The sequence below is a fragment of the Anabaena sp. CCY 9613 genome, from assembly GCF_963920895.1.
Taxonomy (GTDB): Bacteria; Cyanobacteriota; Cyanobacteriia; order Cyanobacteriales; family Nostocaceae; genus Cyanocohniella.
The window spans coordinates 15180-32047 of the sequence record NZ_CAWUDE010000008.1 but is presented as its reverse complement, the minus strand read 5'-3'; the positions used below and the strand labels follow the sequence as shown (position 1 = coordinate 32047).

Sequence of the window (16868 nt, the reverse complement as noted above, 5' to 3'; positions counted from 1 at the left end):
CCTGAATTAACTTGAAAATTACCTAAGTTTTAACTAGCAAATAACCTGTGAGACAATTTTTGATGTCGCATTTGGGCAACATCGATAAAAGGCGTACAAGACCACATTTCATTTAAGCTGATTGATGCAGCAGCTTTGCAGATTGCTTCCATATCTGGCGCTAGCTGAAGCAGGACTTGTTGTGCTTGAATATGTCCGACAACACTTAAGCGGATAGCAGCCCCCAATAAACCGGCAATGAAGCTATGTAAAAAAGCCAATACAGTATCCCCTTTACTCAAACCCGCTACCCTACCGACGACAGCAAAAATTACCGGATGTAAGCAGTGAATTTTACCTGTAACGGCATCTTGATTCAGGGTGTTTAATTGAGAATCTTCCCATGTGGAACTAGCAACCATCAGCAAGGCTCGTCCGCTTTTGCGTTGGGTTTCACGAGTTTTTTCTACTAAGGTTTGAGCAAATAGTTGGGTATCAGCTTGTCGCACAGCGGCTAAGTCACCACTTGCACTTCCTTCATAGGCATGAATTAATGCAACTAGATCCGTAGTTCCTATCTTATTACGCAATAACAGCCGCAGAAATATCTGTAAGTCTTCACAACCGTGTAGTTGTTCGTCTTGAACCAGGCATTCTAGCCCATGAGACAGGGTAAATGAGCCAGAAGGAAAAAACGAATCAGATAATTGCATCAGAGCCAGTTGTTGCGCGATCGCAGATATCGGTTGATTCATGAGCCGTGATGGTGGTGTGTGTGGTGATCAAAGTCAAGCTGTGTAGCTGACGATGGTGATTCATAGTCAATTTTTAAACCAGGAATCTGGAAATTGCGGATGGTTGATTCCATGACTTCCACATCTGCGGCTAGCTGGAGATAAAGCTTGTGATTTTGCACAATAATCGGCCAATGGTGATTTCCTAGAACATGGCCCAGATGAACCAATTCCATAGCGCGATCGCCTACTGGCTCGGTAAAACTCAATACCATTAATTTTTGTTCTTGTAGATGAATTAGTAATAAGTTACCTTGTTGGGTTTCTAAAACATCTCCTTCTTGCAGTGACCAATCACGACTTTTGACAATTCCTACAGCTATGCCAGAGCTAGTGTGAGCGTGAATCCTCCCTTTACGGCTATCACTTTGACTAATGGAAACTTCTAAACAACGCTCCGAGCAACGAGCTTGCTCTATCTGTGAAGCTAGACTAGTGTTTTCAGTTAAATTGCCTAGATAAATTTGTGCTAATTCAGTCATAATGAATCAGGTAAAGGAGATTGATAGCTACTGCGGCGCACGCAGTTGAGAACATATTTCCAATAGTTTTTAAGTTCGTGAGTTCCATTAGCCATAGCCCTAATCAATAGACCTTTGTGATCAGGCAAGATCGAACTTGCTACAGTCAAATCAGAGCAATTTGCAGCTGCTAAATTTTCTACACTGGCACTCAATAATTCCCAGTTAGTTTCGGGTAAGATGACAATTAAACTACCAAGGACAGGCGCACAGGAAAAGAGATGACTTTGAATAAAGGGATTAAGCTTTCCTTCTAAGCGCATGGCATCACTAAACCATAGCTCTCCCCAAGTAGAAGTCACGCGCAGGCGACTAAAATAATGTTGAAACTGGTAAAATTCTCCTCTAGCCAGCCTTCCTGGGAGAATGATTTCACTTAAGCATAGTTTTGCGGTGTCATGAATTTTAATATTTATTGTTTGCTCTAAAGCAGCATCTGCATACAAAATCAAGGGTTCTGGGATCAACTCTAAGCTCGCTCCTGGGCCAATTTCAATTTCATAATGTGTTGTGGCTTTGGCTGCGGGCATAGAATGTACTTTAGTAGCAGCCTGATCGGTGAGGTAAAGGCTAGTATTAGCGGCGAGTTGCAAAGAAACATTTAACTCATCTCCAGCGAGTAAACCTGGAGATGTACTCACAATATAGAGATAGGCGCGATGGGAATCGTCTTCATCATCGAGACGAAATACGGGAGAGACGCTTAAGGGATAAGTTGCATATTGGTGACTAATAATAGTTTGACCAAAGCGATCGCACTTCAGCTCTAACTCTAAGTTATTTGTGGGTTTAATAGTTTCTAAAGTTGGCAAAGATAACACATTGAACCTCAACTAAGGAATGTGGATTTCATAAAATACAGAACCTCACCCCCAACCCCCTTACCAAGGAGAGGGGAGACTTTGACGCAAGTCAAAGGCGGGGTGAGGTCAAAAATTAGACTTGCATGTTATTTAATTCATATTCCTAAGCTGCTACACAGCCAATTATGTAATGACAGAAGGACTGCGAAACAAAACTGTCTCCAAAATAAAATTAACTACCTCGTCCAATCCTGCTTGTGTCTTGCAATTGGTATACGCTATGGGTTTACCTCGACGATGTAAGGGGGCTTGTTGGCGGATTAATTCCAAATCTGCACCCACATAAGGAGCAATATCAATTTTATTCACCACCACTAAATCAGCTTGTAAAAAGCCTGGGCCTTTTTTGCGAGGAATATCATCTCCTGCACCTACGTCAATCACAAAAATATAGGCATCCACCAACTCATAACTAAAAGTAGAAGCCAGATTGTCACCGCCACTTTCAATGAGGATCAAGTCTAATTGAGGAAACTGTAATTCAAAGTCCTTAACGGCTAAAAGATTCATTGTTGGGTCTTCCCGAATTGCTGTGTGCGGACAGCTACCCGTTTCGACACCAATAATTCGTTCTGGAGGTAAAAAGCCTCGTCCTTTGAGCCGATCTGCATCTTCTGTGGTGAGTAAGTCGTTGGTGACAACGGCAATTTCAATGCCTTGATGCATCAATATGGGAACAATACACTCAATCAAGGCTGTTTTTCCGCTACCCACTGGCCCCCCAATTCCTAGCCGGGCTGCTGAATTTGACATGGCGCATCTCCCTTTTATTGCTGATCTACATACCCATTGACTAATCCATTAAAGCCATAAATCTGGCGCGTACCACCATAGGGGACTAACTCGACTTCTTTTTCATCCCCTGGTTCAAATCTGATGGCTGTACCTGCGGGAATGTTGAGACGCATTCCTTTGGTTTGATGGCGGTCAAATTGCAGACCAGTATTCACTTCATAAAAGTGGAAATGAGAACCCACCTGGATGGGGCGATCGCCTATATTACTGACCCGAAGTTTGACAATATTGCGTCCAGCATTCAGTTCCAGAGGTTCTGATTTGGTAATAATAATTTGTCCTGGGGTCATTGCTATTTTGGCGACCTTAATTGAGGAGGTCAAATTGTTGAAGTTCGCACCCTCAACTTTAATATCCTCCAAATTGGCAACGTTGCCGGTAAAGGTTTTACTCCGACCCCGAAAATCTTCATATTCGTACAGGGTAACTTTCATACCTGCGGGGACTGTTAACGAACTCAGTTGATTGTGACCAATACCCAAATCGTTAATATTATATTCGCCTTCATCTAGCTCTTTTTGGGTTCCCTGAAAATCAGCATGAGCGTAAATTGTCACTTTATTACTCGTATACATTTATATATCCTTTTAATATCAATTCTCCATCTAAAATCTGGAATAGTATTAGTCTTGAATCGGATTGTGTACTGTTACTAATTTTGTTCCATCGGGAAATGTGGCCTCAATTTGCACTTCATGAAGCATTTCTGGAATGCCATCCATAACATCGTCCCGATGCAAAAGTTTTGTGCCTTCACTCATTAACTGACTCACAGTTTTTCCTTCTCTTGCGCCTTCCATAATCGCCGCAGAGATGTATGCCGTTGCTTCAGGGTAATTAAGCTTTAACCCTTTTTGTTTTCGTCTTTCTGCTACCAAAGCAGCCGTAAAAATCAATAATTTATCTTTTTCTTGAGGTGTTAGTTGCATAAAATTGTTCCTTAGATATAAATAATTTTATGAGTGATGCAATGTATACACGCTTTGAAATTTTCTCAGTATCTTAGCAAAAATGCAAGGACAGTTAAGAACAGTTAAACAAATAGTTATGGCATTCGCCAAGTAGCCTAGAGCATCAACAGATTATCAAACCCAGATAACTAAAGACTTCAAGCCTGTTACCTCTTTCCTTTGATATGTCAAATTGAATACTTTAGATACAGTAGTAAGTTGAATTTTTGAATCAACTTGATGGCTGGTTTAGCTGCTTATAGGTATTTACCACAAAAATCATCTCTTGACATTTATACCAAAGATTGATTTGCTGTAATGCTGCTATTTTTTAGTTCTGTCAAACTCACGTTAAAATTATGAAAAACGCCATGATATTAAAATATTTAACCCAAAATTATTTATAGGATTTAAGTGTATTTGATATGACTATCAGTGAATTTTCGCCAACGCAACCAGTTATTTTGGGCTTTGACCCAGGTAAAGACAAGTGTGGTTTAGCCATTATGGGACTGGATCGACAACTATATTATCATCAAGTCGTAGTTGCTCCAAAGGCGATCGCTACCATTGAAACACTACGCCAACAATTTCCAGTTTCCTTACTAGTCATGGGTGACCAAACTACCGCTAAAAAATGGAAACAGCAACTGCACCAGGAACTGACAGATCAGCTCAACATTATTTTAGTTGATGAACGCTACAGCACTTTAGAAGCACGCGATCGCTATTGGCAAATGTACCCACCCAAAGGTCTGACAAAGCTATTACCACAGGGTATGCGACAGCCGCCACGACCCATAGATGATATTGTTGCCCTCCTCTTAATTGAAAGATACTTAAATCGCCTAACAATCAGTAGGGAGTAGGGACTGGGCGAGATCAAAGAAAAGAACTAATGACCAATGAGCAATAACTAAAGTTCAGCCCGAATAGTAAAAGCATAATCTCCCCCAGGCTCTAGCTGGTAATCTTGTTGTTCCAAAAAGCGGCCGAGGGGTTCTTTAATAAGTGCGCGACCTTGAGATGGTTTAACTGACAATTCTCCCTGGCGGAAATGCCACAGGAAATGCCACTCAAACGTACCCGCGCTGACTTCACCTTCAAGGAAGCCATGTTGCCACGATTGGCGGATAATTCTAACATGGGCAATGGTTTCTGGCAGACGTTTAGCACTCACAATGCTTGGTGTCACGTGTGGGATAACAGCTGATTCTGTAGATTACTTCCTAGTAGCCTACTTCTTTTATTTACCAAACTTCGCTGAAATCGACAAACGAACAAAGGGAATATTTTGTAGAAATCTTTAATTCGACTTTATGCATTCTTATAGAAAACGATGCCTGGGGCAAGCCGCTCAAAAGCATCTACACCTTGATTTCCGCGTAGCGATACTAGAGTGTAGACGCAAGATATAAATTTATTCTTTAGATGAAATATTTGTTTTAACTGAACGATGAATCAATCGGCAAGGCCAACAAAAAGCTCCACAGATACTTACCGAAGCAACAGTAGCTATAACTCGCCAACTTGACATTGACGGCGGCGTCTCTGAATCTGAAGATTGAGCTTTAAGGTCTTTAACTAGCTCTGGTGTTGAATGACATAGTTGACTGGCTGTACTCACCCCTTCAATTGCCGCTCCAATTAGATAAGCTACCAGGGCAATTCCTAGCCAGTGATTCATAATATTGAAGTGGTTAAATTCTGAGAAGATGATTGACCATGAGTAATTTTGCTGTTGAATATGATTATTAATTGCCTTGCCCAAATAATTGTCGGCCTTCCGCCGTATCACGAATTAGGGGCAGCTTGGATTCAATGTAGGTATTGAGACTCTTGTCTGTATGTGTTTCCAAGGGTTGCTGGGCTTTTAATTTCTGAAGAAGTAGTTGTACTAAGGCTGCATCGTCAAACTGAAGCAAGGTGCTAACTTGGGTAGACTCAATTACACTCCAGATTTGTTGTATTGTTTTGGCAGTTATCATGAGTCTTCTTTTCCTTAAGATTTTCTTTATATTCTCATGATTTCACGATTAGTGCTACATTGCATCCTCAAAAGTAACTAATCAACACAATCAGAGATAGCTAAAGATGAGCTTGTTTACATAAATTAATGATAGATGGCAACTAATTTGGATATGTTGTAAAATAGATCACGCTACCATAGCTTGAGAGTGAGTCTTCTGCAATCACAGACGAACCGCAACTTAGACTTTCATTTAAGCTTTAGCTTGCCCTCTCCTTGATCATACTTGAGTTTTCTGTGAAGGGGCTAGTTTTAATTAGCTAGATGATAGTTTCCTGTAACTGACTTTCTAAATTGGCCCGTAAACACAAGTCGGCTATAGACCACACCCACAATTTATTGACATTCCCATTAAAATCTTCTGGTTTGTGGGTGACAATTGCATCTAAGTGCCAATAGTCAACACAAGCTAACTCGACGGCAGATTCAAAATCCTTTAAGGGTAATGAGCGTGCTTGCTGAAGAATTTGCTGGTTAACATGGCAAACTTGAATTTTTGCTTGTAACCAATAGATCACTATTTTAGCAATCTTATGGTTTTGTAAGCACTTAGCATAAGTGTAAAGTTTCTGCCAGCCAACCTCTGTAATTTGCATCTGAATCAATGGATTTGTGCTGTCTAATAATTTACTAATGTCTCCTGTAAATTCTTGACGATGCATCAAAGCTTCTAATATCAAATCAGCATCAAATAAAATTCTGATCACTTTCAATCCCCTGGATATTCGCATAACTGTAGCGTCACAACTTAGCTAACACACATTTAATTTGCATCTTTGCTACTGAAATTTTCCAGTACTTGCTTGTTTTAAATCCAACCAAAGTTTTTGTGATTTAAATTACTAAAAAACAAATATAAATACGTATAAGCTATGTTAGTTGGGTATAGACATCAATGAATACAATCGGTATTGGCAAGATTCCCGATAGCATGTCAAATTTTTTTCAAATTAGAGTTTTGTCCCCATAAAAACAGGTATGAACACCCCATTAACCCGTCTGAATATAGGCTAGTACTGACTTAAAGATTATCTGAAACGACGAAAAGTTATTGATGATGGTTCCAAACTAATAACATTCCTACGTAAAGTACCCGAAGCCTCTAAGATGCACAGGGAAGGGGACGTAACGTTATCAGTATTTCTAGCAATGGATGTATATATTCGCCTCGCTTGCTTCAAAGATATACCTGCACTTACCAATCTAATTCCTAAATCTGCTAGGAAACTTCAAGCTAATTACTACACCTTTCAGCAGATTGAAGGCGCTTTGGGAAGTGTTTTTGGTGTCGATAGCCAACTTATTGATGATGGTACTTATTTTGTTGCTGAAAGCAAAAGCCAAATCATTGGTTGTGGCGGATGGAGCAAACGAAAAACTCTTTATGGAGGGGATCAAAGCAAAAGTATGGCAGAAGAAAGTTTTCTAGATCCCAAAATTGAGGCTGCCAAAATTCGGGCATTTTTTGTAGATCCCACTTGGGCACGTCGAGGAATTGGTAGCCAAATAATGCAACAATGCGAGACAGCCGCATGTGATGCTGGATTTCAGAAACTAGAGATTATAGCTACTTTAGCTGGTGAATTTCTCTATGCTAAGTTTGGCTATCATGTCATTCAGCAATTTGATATCCCTTTGCCAAATGGTGAAATGCTGCCGGTAGTTAGGATGTTTAAGAGTTATGCTGTGGATTAGCAAATTTTAGCTAAATTTTTAACTCTGATTTACTCATTCATATTACGGTAAGTGGCAACTGCTGAAGGCGATATGCGGTTTAAGTACCGGAAAATCCAATATTTAAATATAGTATCTAAAATTACGGGAAATGTGGCAATAAATAAGAAGATAAAATCTCGATTGGCTGGTAAACCCCAATGGCGGGATACACCTTCTAAAATTACCTCCCAGCCATGAGGAGAGTGGAATCCTACAAATACATCGGTAAATAAAATGATAATAAAGGCTTTAGCACTGTCACTAAGACCATAAACCACATGATCAAAAAAGTCTTTTAGCACTAAGATAGAAGGCTTACTGGCAATCAATACACAAATAAAAGCACCAACAGAAAAAATATCTGAAAAAACGTTTTTAATAGCATTAGCACTTTCGTATCGAAATTCTTCAGCGATTTTACGTGCTTTAGCTTCTATCTCTTTTTCTACTTCTTCTGACGATAGTGGCGGAGCAATACCAATCATATTTTCAAATTTAATTCTTTCTTCAAATCTTTGCAGTTCTACTAATGCTTCTTCCTCCATTTCAAAATTAAGGAATACTTGCGTTGTATCGGGACTTCTAAAATGGTTAATTATTGGTCCTACTATCAAGACTTTGGAGATTTGATGAGTTAAAAGAGGTATGATAATTAATAGTAAAAGAAATCGAATAGATATTATTGTTCTTCTTTGAGTCTGACGGAAATTTTTAACAACATCTTGTTCAGAATTTGGGTCTAATTCAACTTGTAGACGCCCTATAGTACTTAAAATAGAACGGGGTAATATGCCCATACTATCAGCTTTGCGGCGCTGTTTTTTAGGCGGTTCTTGATTTTGATTCGGTAATTGGGGTGTTGATATTTGTGCAGAAGACGCATCAACTTTGACAATTTGAGGTTTCTTTACTAAATCTGAAGAAATTATTTCATAATCCAGGTTATTATATTTTGAAGTAACTTGATCAATGAACTTCAAATTTTCTAAAATTAAAGTAGCATTAGAATATTCTATACCCGTTTTCTGGATGGCTTTTTGATTAGATTCATTAGCAAACCAACGACTAGCTCGAAACTCTGTCAGTCGCATCCGGACAATTTTTAATTGTTTCTTCAAGTCGGACTCAAAATAATCCATCACACTGTTACTGTAGATGGCTGAGTTTAAGTCTATTTTTCGACCGTTGAAATACTCGTCTTCGATGGCTTTAATCTTTATCGCTGCCTTGTAAGCCTCTTCTAGTGAACGCTCTGGAGTTAGTAAGTACCATCTATAAGCAGACAGTAAAAACGGGTAAATCTTTTGGCTAAAAATAGGCATTCTCATTGTAGGCAATCATCTAGCATTTATTGGTGATTATTAACTTTAAGTTAACGCACGCAGTATACTAGCAAATCTATAAAGGGAGAGTTTGTGATTTCTCATTCTATTTGGATTGTTGGCAATAGCCGTAGTGGTAAGACAACTCGCTTGATAGAACATTTTTGTCGTTGGTTATCTAGTAAAAATTATGGTACCGAATTATTTTATACTAAAAAACAAGAAGAGCAAAAAGGTGAAATGATACCACAACTCTCCTATCTCCAACAAACAGGGACAGGAGTTTTAATTTTAGCTGCCAATAGCGAGAATCGCCGGGCATTAGGGGATAAAATTGTTACAACAACTCAAGGGAAATATCCAGTTCGTGCCAAAACAATCCTCGGCTTTTTTCAAGATGAAGTTATTTTATTTTGGCCGTTATTGATTCAATTGTTGCATCTAAAAGCACAATTTCCAGTGCGATTACGCCCAGAAACCGAACAAGAATTGGCAACTAAACTTTGGCGTTCCCAGTTGGATGCAGCGACTTTGCAGCGTGCGGGAGTGAATGAGTATCGCTTAGTGCGACGGATTCTGGACTTATTGCAATTAGCGGCTTACAGTTGTCAACCATGCGAAAATATTGCCCAAGTTTTACAAACCAGCTTACAGGAAGAATCCATAGATTTAGAGCCGGAATTATTGGCATCTTTGTTATTAGATTGGCGTGACTTTTGTTTATCCAGGGGATTGTTGACTTATGGTATTATTACAGAACTTTACAGTCAGAAATTATTAAGCGATCGCACATACCAACAATATCTCATACAACGCTATCAAGCTGTACTGGCAGATGATGTCGATGATTATCCTGGGGTAGCTCGTCAACTGTTTGATTTTTTGTTAGATCACAATGCTGTGGGGATGTTCAGCTTCAACCCTCAGGGTGCAGTCCGCTTAGGATTAGGTGCAGATCCCAATTATATGGAAGGTTTAGCCGGGCGTTGTGAAATAGAGAAATTAACTCAAACACCCTTACCGTGTTTAGCAGAGACACTCAACACCCCAATGCGGGAATTAGTTACAGAACCGATGGCATTGCTAAGTTTACCAGATACAGTCCAATCCATTCAAACTACCTCCCGCGCCCAACTGTTGCGACACACCGCCGAAGAAATTGTCACAGCCATCAAAACAGGACAAGTAGAAGCAGAACAAGTAGCGATTATTGCGCCAGGTTTAGATGCGATCGCCCGTTACACTTTAGTCGAAATTCTCACCAAACAAAACATCCCCGTCGAATCACTCAACGAACAACGCCCCTTAATTAGTTCACCAGTGATTCGGGCATTACTCACCATGCTGGCATTAGTTTATCCCGGTTTAGGTCGCCTAGTAGATCGAGATGCCGTAGCCGAGATGTTAGTAGTCCTCAGCAGAAAACCCGAACCCCCAGAAAATTCTTTCCCACTCCCAACTCCCTACTCCCAACTCCCCACCCACATAGATCCAGTACGCGCCGGCTTAATAGCAGATTACTGCTTTGTACCCCATCCTGACGAACCGAAATTACTACCAGTTTCCGCCTTCGAGCGCTGGGATAGAATTGGCTACGCAGCCACCAAAGCTTATGGTGAAATTTTAGAGTGGTTAGAAAAAGTGCGATCGCAACAACAACAGCGATTAATTCCCAGTCCAATTTCCTTGTTATATCTAGCAATTCAGCACTTTTTATGTAGAGATAGCAACCCCCCATCCGACCAAATGGCTGCACTGCGCGAATTACTAGAAACAGCCCAACACTACTGGGAAATCGACACCAGACTCAAACAAACAATCTCCCAACTTCAACGCCCCTCACCAAATACTACCGTTGGCGAATTTATTCAACTTTTACGCCGTGGTACCATCACAGCCAACCCTTACCCCTTACGTCCCGTCGGCCCTTCCAGAAAAGCTGTTACTTTAGCAACAATTTTCCAATATCGCTCTAGTAGAAAATCTCATCGTTGGCATTTTTGGTTAGATGCTGGTTCCCCCTTATGGACAAAAGGCGGAGCAGCCACACTATTTGGCGCACCTTTTTTCTTGCAAGAAAGACTAGGACAACCCTGGACAGCAGAAGACGAACAACAGTCAGAAGACGAAAGATTACGCCGAATTTTGCTCGATTTACTGTCTCGTGTATCCCAGAAAGTGTATTTGTGTCACAGTGAATTAGCAGTTAATGGTCAAGAACAAATAGGCCCATTGTTATCTTTAGTCCACGCCTGTACACCATCTGAAGTAGCAATTACATAATTATTAGAGACTTGCAGAAATTAAATTATCCAATGAGTCAGAGCAAAGACAATCATCAGATTTTTTCTGCTCCAACTTCAAAAACCATCTGACTTTTTACTTCATGTGGAAAAAACCTAACCCCCCAGCCCCCTTCCCTACAAGGGAAAGGGGTGAATTAAAACACCAGTATCAGAAAAAATTTATTCTTTTGCCAAATCTAAAGCTTCTGAAAAATTTGCGTAAAGTAAATTTCGCCTCGGCTATTGCTAGCAACGCCAATTCCCGTCACGTTATAGTTACCCTTGATATTGGCAAGATGTCCTGAACTCTTTAACCACCCTTCTACAGCTTTGGTGGCGGGGTCACTAAATCCCTTGTTATAAGCGACATTCTCCGCAGCAGCTATGTAGTTGAGACGGGTAGCTTTAATGCGTTGTGAAAATCCGCTATGTCCAAATGATACTGCTCCACTAGCCATGTTCTGACTGTGAATTTTAGCTTGATTGTTGATAGCAGAATTACGCGTTAGTAACGGGAGCTTTTTCGAGGCTCTGTAATCATTAATTTGTTTGAAAACAGATGCTTCCAGAGCAGTAATATTGATGGTACGAGATTGTGCAACCAAGAGGCGATCGCTTAATAAAGAGGTTGGACTGGGCGCAGAAATAGCGATCGCCCCACTAGCGAAAACCAGAGTACCTACAGTGATGCTAGCAATAGTGTTTTGGATCATAGTAGATTCCATGATGAACAAATGTGATCAACTTATCCTTCGCCACTTTAGTGCATCATCTGGATAAATCACAATTTCACTACTGCTATTTCAGTATGTTTACTCAGTTATTAAAAATTTAGCTACAGTCTGTACATCCTTATCACCGCGTCCAGAACAGTTAATCACAATGCGAGGACTGTCACTGAGTTGGGGACACAAGGTTTCAAGATAGGCGATCGCATGGGCAGTTTCTAAAGCCGGGATAATTCCCTCTAGTCGAGATAATCTCTGGAAGGCTGCTAAAGCTTCGGCATCGGTGACGCTGTAATATTCGGCGCGTCCCATATCTTTCAAATAGCTATGTTCTGGCCCCACACCCGGATAATCTAAACCTGCACTAATGGAATGCGCTTCAATGATTTGTCCCTCGGCATCTTGCAGCAGATAACTCATGGCTCCATGCAACACACCAATTTGTCCTTTTGTCAAGGTCGCAGCGTGTTTTTCTGTATTTACACCTTCGCCGGCTGCTTCTACACCAATCAACCGGATAGAGGACTCATGGACAAACTCATGAAACAAGCCCATTGCATTGGAACCACCGCCCACACAAGCCAAAAGAATATCGGGTAAACCGCCCCACTTTTCTAATGCTTGAGCGCGGGTTTCTTGCCCAATCACAGCATGGAAATCGCGTACCATCATCGGGTAAGGATGGGGGCCGGCGACAGAACCTAAGATGTAGTGCGTGGTTTCAACATTAGTCACCCAATCCCGAATGGCCTCAGAAGTGGCATCCTTGAGAGTACCTGTCCCCGCCTCTACCGGACGGACTTCTGCCCCCATCAAGCGCATTCTGAAGACATTTAAAGCTTGACGTTCCATATCATGAACGCCCATGTAAATTACACATTCTAAGCCAAACCGAGCGCAAACCGTCGCCGTCGCCACACCATGTTGTCCAGCACCTGTTTCGGCGATTACCCGTTGCTTACCCATGCGCTTCGCCAACAACACCTGACCTAAGGCATTATTAATTTTGTGAGCGCCTGTGTGATTCAAGTCTTCACGCTTCAAATAAATTTGCGCCCCTGTACCATCTGGTCTGGCATAATGAGCAGTAAGGCGTTCGGCAAAATACAACGGTGTTGCCCGTCCTACATAGTCTCTCAGTAGCTGTTGTAGTTCAGCTTGAAAGCTGGGGTCATGACGGTATTGTTGATAAGCTGTTTCTAATTCAGCAAGAGCAGGCATCAGTGTTTCCGGGACATACTTACCGCCAAAGCGTCCAAAGCGTCCTTGGATGTCGGGAACCTGAATATTTGATGAAGAATTTGGAGAAAGGGGTGTGGTAGTCACGGAAAGTTTTTGATGACTGGACGAACATCATTATTATAAAAGCATAGTGGGAAGTGCAAGATCCTGGAATAGATTACTTGCCATGTCAGGTTTTTTCTTATCAAACGTTTTATGTCTTCTTCTAAATCTTCTAACAAAGGCTTTGTCTACCGCGAATTTGGTAACGACAACTCAGCGGCTACAGAAAGAGGGATTCCTGAACTACCGCCGCAGCAACAAAATTTGAAGGTGCAAGCTTCCCGCAAAGGACGTAAGGGTAAAACTGTGACTGTGGTTAACGGTTTTCAAACCAAACCAGAGGTATTGACGGATTTAGTCAAACAGTTGAAAACTCAATGCGGTACGGGTGGCACTGTAAAAGACAATGAAATTGAAATTCAAGGCGATCATAAACAGAAAATCTTGGATATTTTGGTTAAGTTGGGTTACAAAGCCAAAATTAGTGGCGGTTGATGGGTGCGGTCTACCACATTTCTAGTGTTTTATTGAGTTAGGCAGTAAATGTTATTCTTGAATAGGCGGCAATATTTGTCGTCATGACAAACTGCCAGGGACACGAAGATAACTCAAGAACCAAGAACCAGTTTTGCCTTCGCGTAACTTCAGTCCCAGGATAATAATTTAAAAATGTTGGTTTTTGGGGTGCAAAAATAATTAGAAAGCTACTTTTGTTTGATATTTACAGGAGGTTTTTATGGATTTAGTTCGGATTTTATGTGCTATTTTTGTGCCCCCCTTAGGTGTGTTTTTACAAGTAGGTTTTGGGGCAGATTTTTGGATTAATATCCTGTTGACTTTGTTGGGTTATATCCCAGGTGTAGTTCACGCAGTGTGGATTATTGCCAAGAAATAATGTTTGGGGAGGTGGGTATGTGAGCCGGGAGCATCCCAGTTTTTTGCAAAGAAGGCGAAAATCAGTCAGGATAGGTGAGACGAGGGGAGGAAGAATGACCTTCACACCTCTAACAAGCTCAGTATTTAAATTTCGGACTGTAGATCCTGCTGCAAGTTTGTCAAACTGCTTACAAGTAGTGTTCGAGCCAAGAAAGTAGTACAGATAATCCTGGTTAAAAAATCCAGATTTATCCGGCGAAACTAGCCATCCATCATGAATACAGCCTGATGTCCGCATAATATATGGACGGACAAGGCTCATAGAATTTGACAAATACCAAATCGGGATGACTGGATTCGAACCAGCGGCCCCTTCGTCCCGAACGAAGTGCGCTACCAAGCTGCGCTACATCCCGTTTAAATAAATAAACAATGTTACTAGTATATCACTAGATATTAGTAAAAAGTAAAAATAAATATATCAAATAATCATTGCACCAAGAGCTTTGCTTGCTAGGATTAGATTTGTATAACTTCAAATGGTAAAAGCGGATTGTGACTGTAAAGCCAGACTGGTTGCGAGTAAAAGCGCCTCAGTGGGAGCGCGTTGGTAACGTTAAAGAAATTTTGCGGGATTTAGCTCTCAATACAGTTTGTGAGGAAGCGTCCTGTCCGAATATTGGTGAGTGCTTTCAGGCGGGGACTGCTACGTTTTTGATTATGGGCCCTGCTTGTACCCGTGCCTGTCCTTACTGTGATATTGATTTTGAGAAAAAACCCCAACCTCTAGACCCTACAGAACCAGGAAGACTGGCAGAGGCTGTGCGCCGCATGAAACTTAATCATGTTGTCATTACTTCTGTCAACAGAGATGATTTGCCTGATGGTGGTGCTTCTCAGTTTGTGCGATGTATTACGGCAGCGCGTAGTGTATCACCTCAAACCACAATTGAGGTACTAATTCCTGATTTGTGCGGTAACTGGAATGCTTTAGAGATTATTTTACAAGCTGCGCCAGAAGTACTTAACCACAACACAGAAACAATTCCTCGCTTATATAAAAGGGTGCGCCCCCAAGGAAACTACGATCGCACTCTAGAATTACTCAAGCGAGCGCGTCAAATGGCTCCTGGGGTATACACTAAATCCGGTATCATGGTTGGGCTGAGTGAAACTGATGCCGAAATCCGCCAAGTTATGCAAGACTTACGATCTGTAGATTGTGACATTTTGACCATTGGGCAATATCTCCAACCCAGTCAAAAACACTTGCAAGTTAATGACTTTATCACCCCAGAACAATTTGCAGCTTGGCAAGCATTCGGTGAAGACATCGGTTTTTTACAAGTTGTTTCCTCACCATTAACTCGCAGTTCATATCATGCTGAACAAGTGAGGGAATTAATGCAACGCCACCCCCGTTAGGTGAGTGTTTAGTTGTGAGTGATTTTGAGTGGTTATATATATAGATAGCAGTGCAAGAAATTACCATAGCGATTCTGGGTGCAGGTGCTTGGGGTCTAGCTCTAGCAGATTTGGCGACTGAAAATGGTCACCGGGTGCGTCTGTGGTCACGGAGCGGATCAACAAATCTAGAAGCAGTACTAAAAGATACCCAAATAGTCTTGTCTGCTATCTCAATGAAAGGGGTGAGTGATGTAGCTTCCCAAGTACAGGCTTTCCCCCTTTCTCCAGAGACAATTTTTGTCACAGCAACAAAAGGCTTAGATCCCAAAACTACCTGTACACCCTCGCAAATTTGGCAAACAGCATTCCCCAATCATCCAGTAGTTGTGTTATCTGGGCCAAATTTATCTAAAGAAATTCAACAATCTTTACCCGCTGCAACCGTAGTAGCTAGTCACGACACGGCTGCTGCTGAACTAGTACAACTGGTCTTTTCTTCCCCACGATTCCGCGTCTATACCAATTCTGATCCTGTGGGTGTAGAACTAGGGGGAACATTAAAAAATATTATGGCGATCGCCGCAGGTGTCTGTGATGGCTTACATCTAGGAACCAACGCCAAGGCCGCTTTAGTCACCCGTGGACTTGCAGAAATTATTCGCATTGGCAATGCTTGGGGTGCGAAGCCGGAAACATTTTATGGTTTATCGGGTCTAGGAGATTTATTAGCAACTTGTAATAGTCCTCTGAGTCGCAATTACCAAGTTGGTTACCAAATGGCTAGTGGTCAGACACTTACAGAAATTCTGGCAAATCTACAAGGAACAGCTGAAGGTGTCAACACTTGCCAAGTGTTAATGCAACGAGCCAAGCAGCAAAATATTACTATCCCCATTACCGAGCAAGTTTATCACTTACTTCAAGGTGAGGTTACGCCGCGACAAGCACTAGAGGAACTGATGTTAAGAGATATCAAGCCAGAATACGACTATTAATAGTGCTTTCTGCGTGATGACAACTTATCTAAGACACTCGATCACTTCTAATTATTCCTCAATAATCCCTAGAAAAAAAATAGTAAATCGTCAGGATATTACTTTCATTCCCATGTAGATATGACTAAGCAAACGATAAACATGATTTTTACTGAAATATGTTTATACAAATTACCGATATCACATTAAATATCTATCAAGGTGGAAATGCTAACTAGGTAGTTTGTAATTTAAAGCCTATCTGTAAATTTGAATAGCTATTGGTTCAATTCAAACATGCGACTGATACATTTCAGTATTAGTGTTTGAAAACAAACCAGTATG

20 protein-coding genes and 1 tRNA gene are annotated in these 16868 nt (G+C 41.1%); 7 read left to right on the top strand and 14 right to left on the bottom strand.

Annotated features, from left to right (window positions below; translation table 11 throughout):
- Nucleotides 1-29: 29 nt before the first annotated feature.
- From ACM0OT_RS11300 to ureA, 6 genes are all read right to left on the bottom strand, one after another.
- Nucleotides 30-734, bottom strand: a complete 705-nt coding sequence (locus ACM0OT_RS11300) for an urease accessory protein UreF (RefSeq protein WP_414564449.1) — start codon at nucleotides 732-734, stop codon at nucleotides 30-32.
- Entirely contained in the window at nucleotides 731-1255 is a 525-nt protein-coding gene (locus tag ACM0OT_RS11295) for an urease accessory protein UreE (protein ID WP_414564448.1), read from the bottom strand. The genes ACM0OT_RS11300 and ACM0OT_RS11295 overlap by 4 nt, the downstream gene beginning before the upstream one ends.
- A complete protein-coding gene (locus ACM0OT_RS11290) occupies nucleotides 1252-2115 on the bottom strand; it encodes an urease accessory protein UreD (RefSeq protein WP_414564447.1) in 864 nt (287 codons plus the stop codon). Before ACM0OT_RS11290 ends, ACM0OT_RS11295 begins: the two co-directional genes overlap by 4 nt.
- A gap of 165 nt (nucleotides 2116-2280) precedes the next feature.
- Nucleotides 2281-2910 carry an urease accessory protein UreG gene (gene ureG / locus ACM0OT_RS11285; RefSeq protein WP_414564446.1) on the bottom strand — a complete coding sequence of 210 codons (630 nt, stop codon included), beginning with the start codon at nucleotides 2908-2910 and terminating at the stop codon, nucleotides 2281-2283.
- A gap of 14 nt (nucleotides 2911-2924) precedes the next feature.
- Entirely contained in the window at nucleotides 2925-3242 is a 318-nt protein-coding gene (locus ACM0OT_RS11280) for an urease subunit beta (RefSeq protein WP_414564607.1), read from the bottom strand.
- Nucleotides 3243-3575: 333 nt separating this feature from the next.
- A complete protein-coding gene (gene ureA / locus ACM0OT_RS11275) occupies nucleotides 3576-3881 on the bottom strand; it encodes an urease subunit gamma (protein WP_414564445.1) in 306 nt (101 codons plus the stop codon).
- A gap of 446 nt (nucleotides 3882-4327) precedes the next feature.
- Between ureA and ACM0OT_RS11270 the strand changes: the two genes are divergently transcribed.
- A complete protein-coding gene (locus ACM0OT_RS11270) occupies nucleotides 4328-4771 on the top strand; it encodes a pre-16S rRNA-processing nuclease YqgF (protein ID WP_414541881.1) in 444 nt (147 codons plus the stop codon).
- Between the two features lie 47 nt (nucleotides 4772-4818).
- Here ACM0OT_RS11270 and ACM0OT_RS11265 read toward each other — a convergent pair whose 3' ends face one another.
- From ACM0OT_RS11265 to ACM0OT_RS11250, 4 genes are all read right to left on the bottom strand, one after another.
- Entirely contained in the window at nucleotides 4819-5082 is a 264-nt protein-coding gene (locus ACM0OT_RS11265) for a DUF3146 family protein (RefSeq protein WP_414564606.1), read from the bottom strand.
- Nucleotides 5083-5322: 240 nt separating this feature from the next.
- Nucleotides 5323-5589, bottom strand: a complete 267-nt coding sequence (locus ACM0OT_RS11260; protein ID WP_414564444.1) for a hypothetical protein — start codon at nucleotides 5587-5589, stop codon at nucleotides 5323-5325.
- Between the two features lie 67 nt (nucleotides 5590-5656).
- Entirely contained in the window at nucleotides 5657-5890 is a 234-nt protein-coding gene (locus ACM0OT_RS11255) for a hypothetical protein (RefSeq protein ID WP_414541883.1), read from the bottom strand.
- A 301-nt stretch (nucleotides 5891-6191) separates the two neighbouring features.
- Nucleotides 6192-6638, bottom strand: coding sequence for a PIN domain-containing protein (locus ACM0OT_RS11250; RefSeq protein ID WP_414564443.1), 447 nt, complete (start codon nucleotides 6636-6638; stop codon nucleotides 6192-6194).
- 400 nt (nucleotides 6639-7038) lie between these two features.
- On the opposite strand from ACM0OT_RS11250, the gene ACM0OT_RS11245 reads away from it, so the two are divergent.
- Nucleotides 7039-7626, top strand: coding sequence for a GNAT family N-acetyltransferase (locus ACM0OT_RS11245; protein ID WP_414564442.1), 588 nt, complete (start codon nucleotides 7039-7041; stop codon nucleotides 7624-7626).
- Nucleotides 7627-7655: 29 nt separating this feature from the next.
- On the opposite strand, the gene ACM0OT_RS11240 is transcribed toward ACM0OT_RS11245, so the two are convergent.
- On the bottom strand, nucleotides 7656-8984 hold the full coding sequence (locus tag ACM0OT_RS11240) for a proton extrusion protein PcxA (protein ID WP_414564441.1): 1329 nt from the start codon (nucleotides 8982-8984) through the stop codon (nucleotides 7656-7658).
- A gap of 78 nt (nucleotides 8985-9062) precedes the next feature.
- On the opposite strand from ACM0OT_RS11240, the gene ACM0OT_RS11235 reads away from it, so the two are divergent.
- On the top strand, nucleotides 9063-11252 hold the full coding sequence (locus ACM0OT_RS11235) for a recombinase family protein (protein ID WP_414564440.1): 2190 nt from the start codon (nucleotides 9063-9065) through the stop codon (nucleotides 11250-11252).
- Nucleotides 11253-11451: 199 nt separating this feature from the next.
- Here the strand turns inward: ACM0OT_RS11235 and ACM0OT_RS11230 are convergent, their stop codons facing one another.
- Together ACM0OT_RS11230 and trpB are read right to left on the bottom strand one after the other, a co-directional pair.
- Nucleotides 11452-11967: a CAP domain-containing protein gene (locus ACM0OT_RS11230; RefSeq protein WP_414564439.1), complete on the bottom strand. Its 516-nt coding sequence runs from the start codon at nucleotides 11965-11967 to the stop codon at nucleotides 11452-11454.
- A 99-nt stretch (nucleotides 11968-12066) separates the two neighbouring features.
- The gene (gene trpB, locus ACM0OT_RS11225) at nucleotides 12067-13308 is read right to left on the bottom strand and encodes a tryptophan synthase subunit beta (protein ID WP_414564438.1); all 1242 of its coding nucleotides are present in this window, start codon (nucleotides 13306-13308) and stop codon (nucleotides 12067-12069) included.
- Between the two features lie 111 nt (nucleotides 13309-13419).
- Between trpB and ACM0OT_RS11220 the strand changes: the two genes are divergently transcribed.
- Together ACM0OT_RS11220 and ACM0OT_RS11215 are read left to right on the top strand one after the other, a co-directional pair.
- Nucleotides 13420-13761 carry a translation initiation factor gene (locus tag ACM0OT_RS11220; RefSeq protein WP_414564437.1) on the top strand — a complete coding sequence of 114 codons (342 nt, stop codon included), beginning with the start codon at nucleotides 13420-13422 and terminating at the stop codon, nucleotides 13759-13761.
- A gap of 241 nt (nucleotides 13762-14002) precedes the next feature.
- Nucleotides 14003-14161 (top strand): YqaE/Pmp3 family membrane protein, encoded by a 159-nt coding sequence (locus ACM0OT_RS11215; protein ID WP_414545445.1) that lies wholly within the window; start codon nucleotides 14003-14005, stop codon nucleotides 14159-14161.
- 323 nt (nucleotides 14162-14484) lie between these two features.
- Here the strand turns inward: ACM0OT_RS11215 and ACM0OT_RS11210 are convergent.
- Nucleotides 14485-14558 (bottom strand) — tRNA-Pro (locus ACM0OT_RS11210).
- Nucleotides 14559-14697: 139 nt separating this feature from the next.
- Here ACM0OT_RS11210 and lipA point away from each other — a divergent pair.
- Both lipA and ACM0OT_RS11200 read left to right on the top strand, forming a co-directional pair.
- Nucleotides 14698-15567 carry a lipoyl synthase gene (gene lipA / locus ACM0OT_RS11205; protein ID WP_414564436.1) on the top strand — a complete coding sequence of 290 codons (870 nt, stop codon included), beginning with the start codon at nucleotides 14698-14700 and terminating at the stop codon, nucleotides 15565-15567.
- A gap of 50 nt (nucleotides 15568-15617) precedes the next feature.
- On the top strand, nucleotides 15618-16544 hold the full coding sequence (locus tag ACM0OT_RS11200) for an NAD(P)H-dependent glycerol-3-phosphate dehydrogenase (RefSeq protein ID WP_414564435.1): 927 nt from the start codon (nucleotides 15618-15620) through the stop codon (nucleotides 16542-16544).
- Nucleotides 16545-16868: the final 324 nt, after the last annotated feature.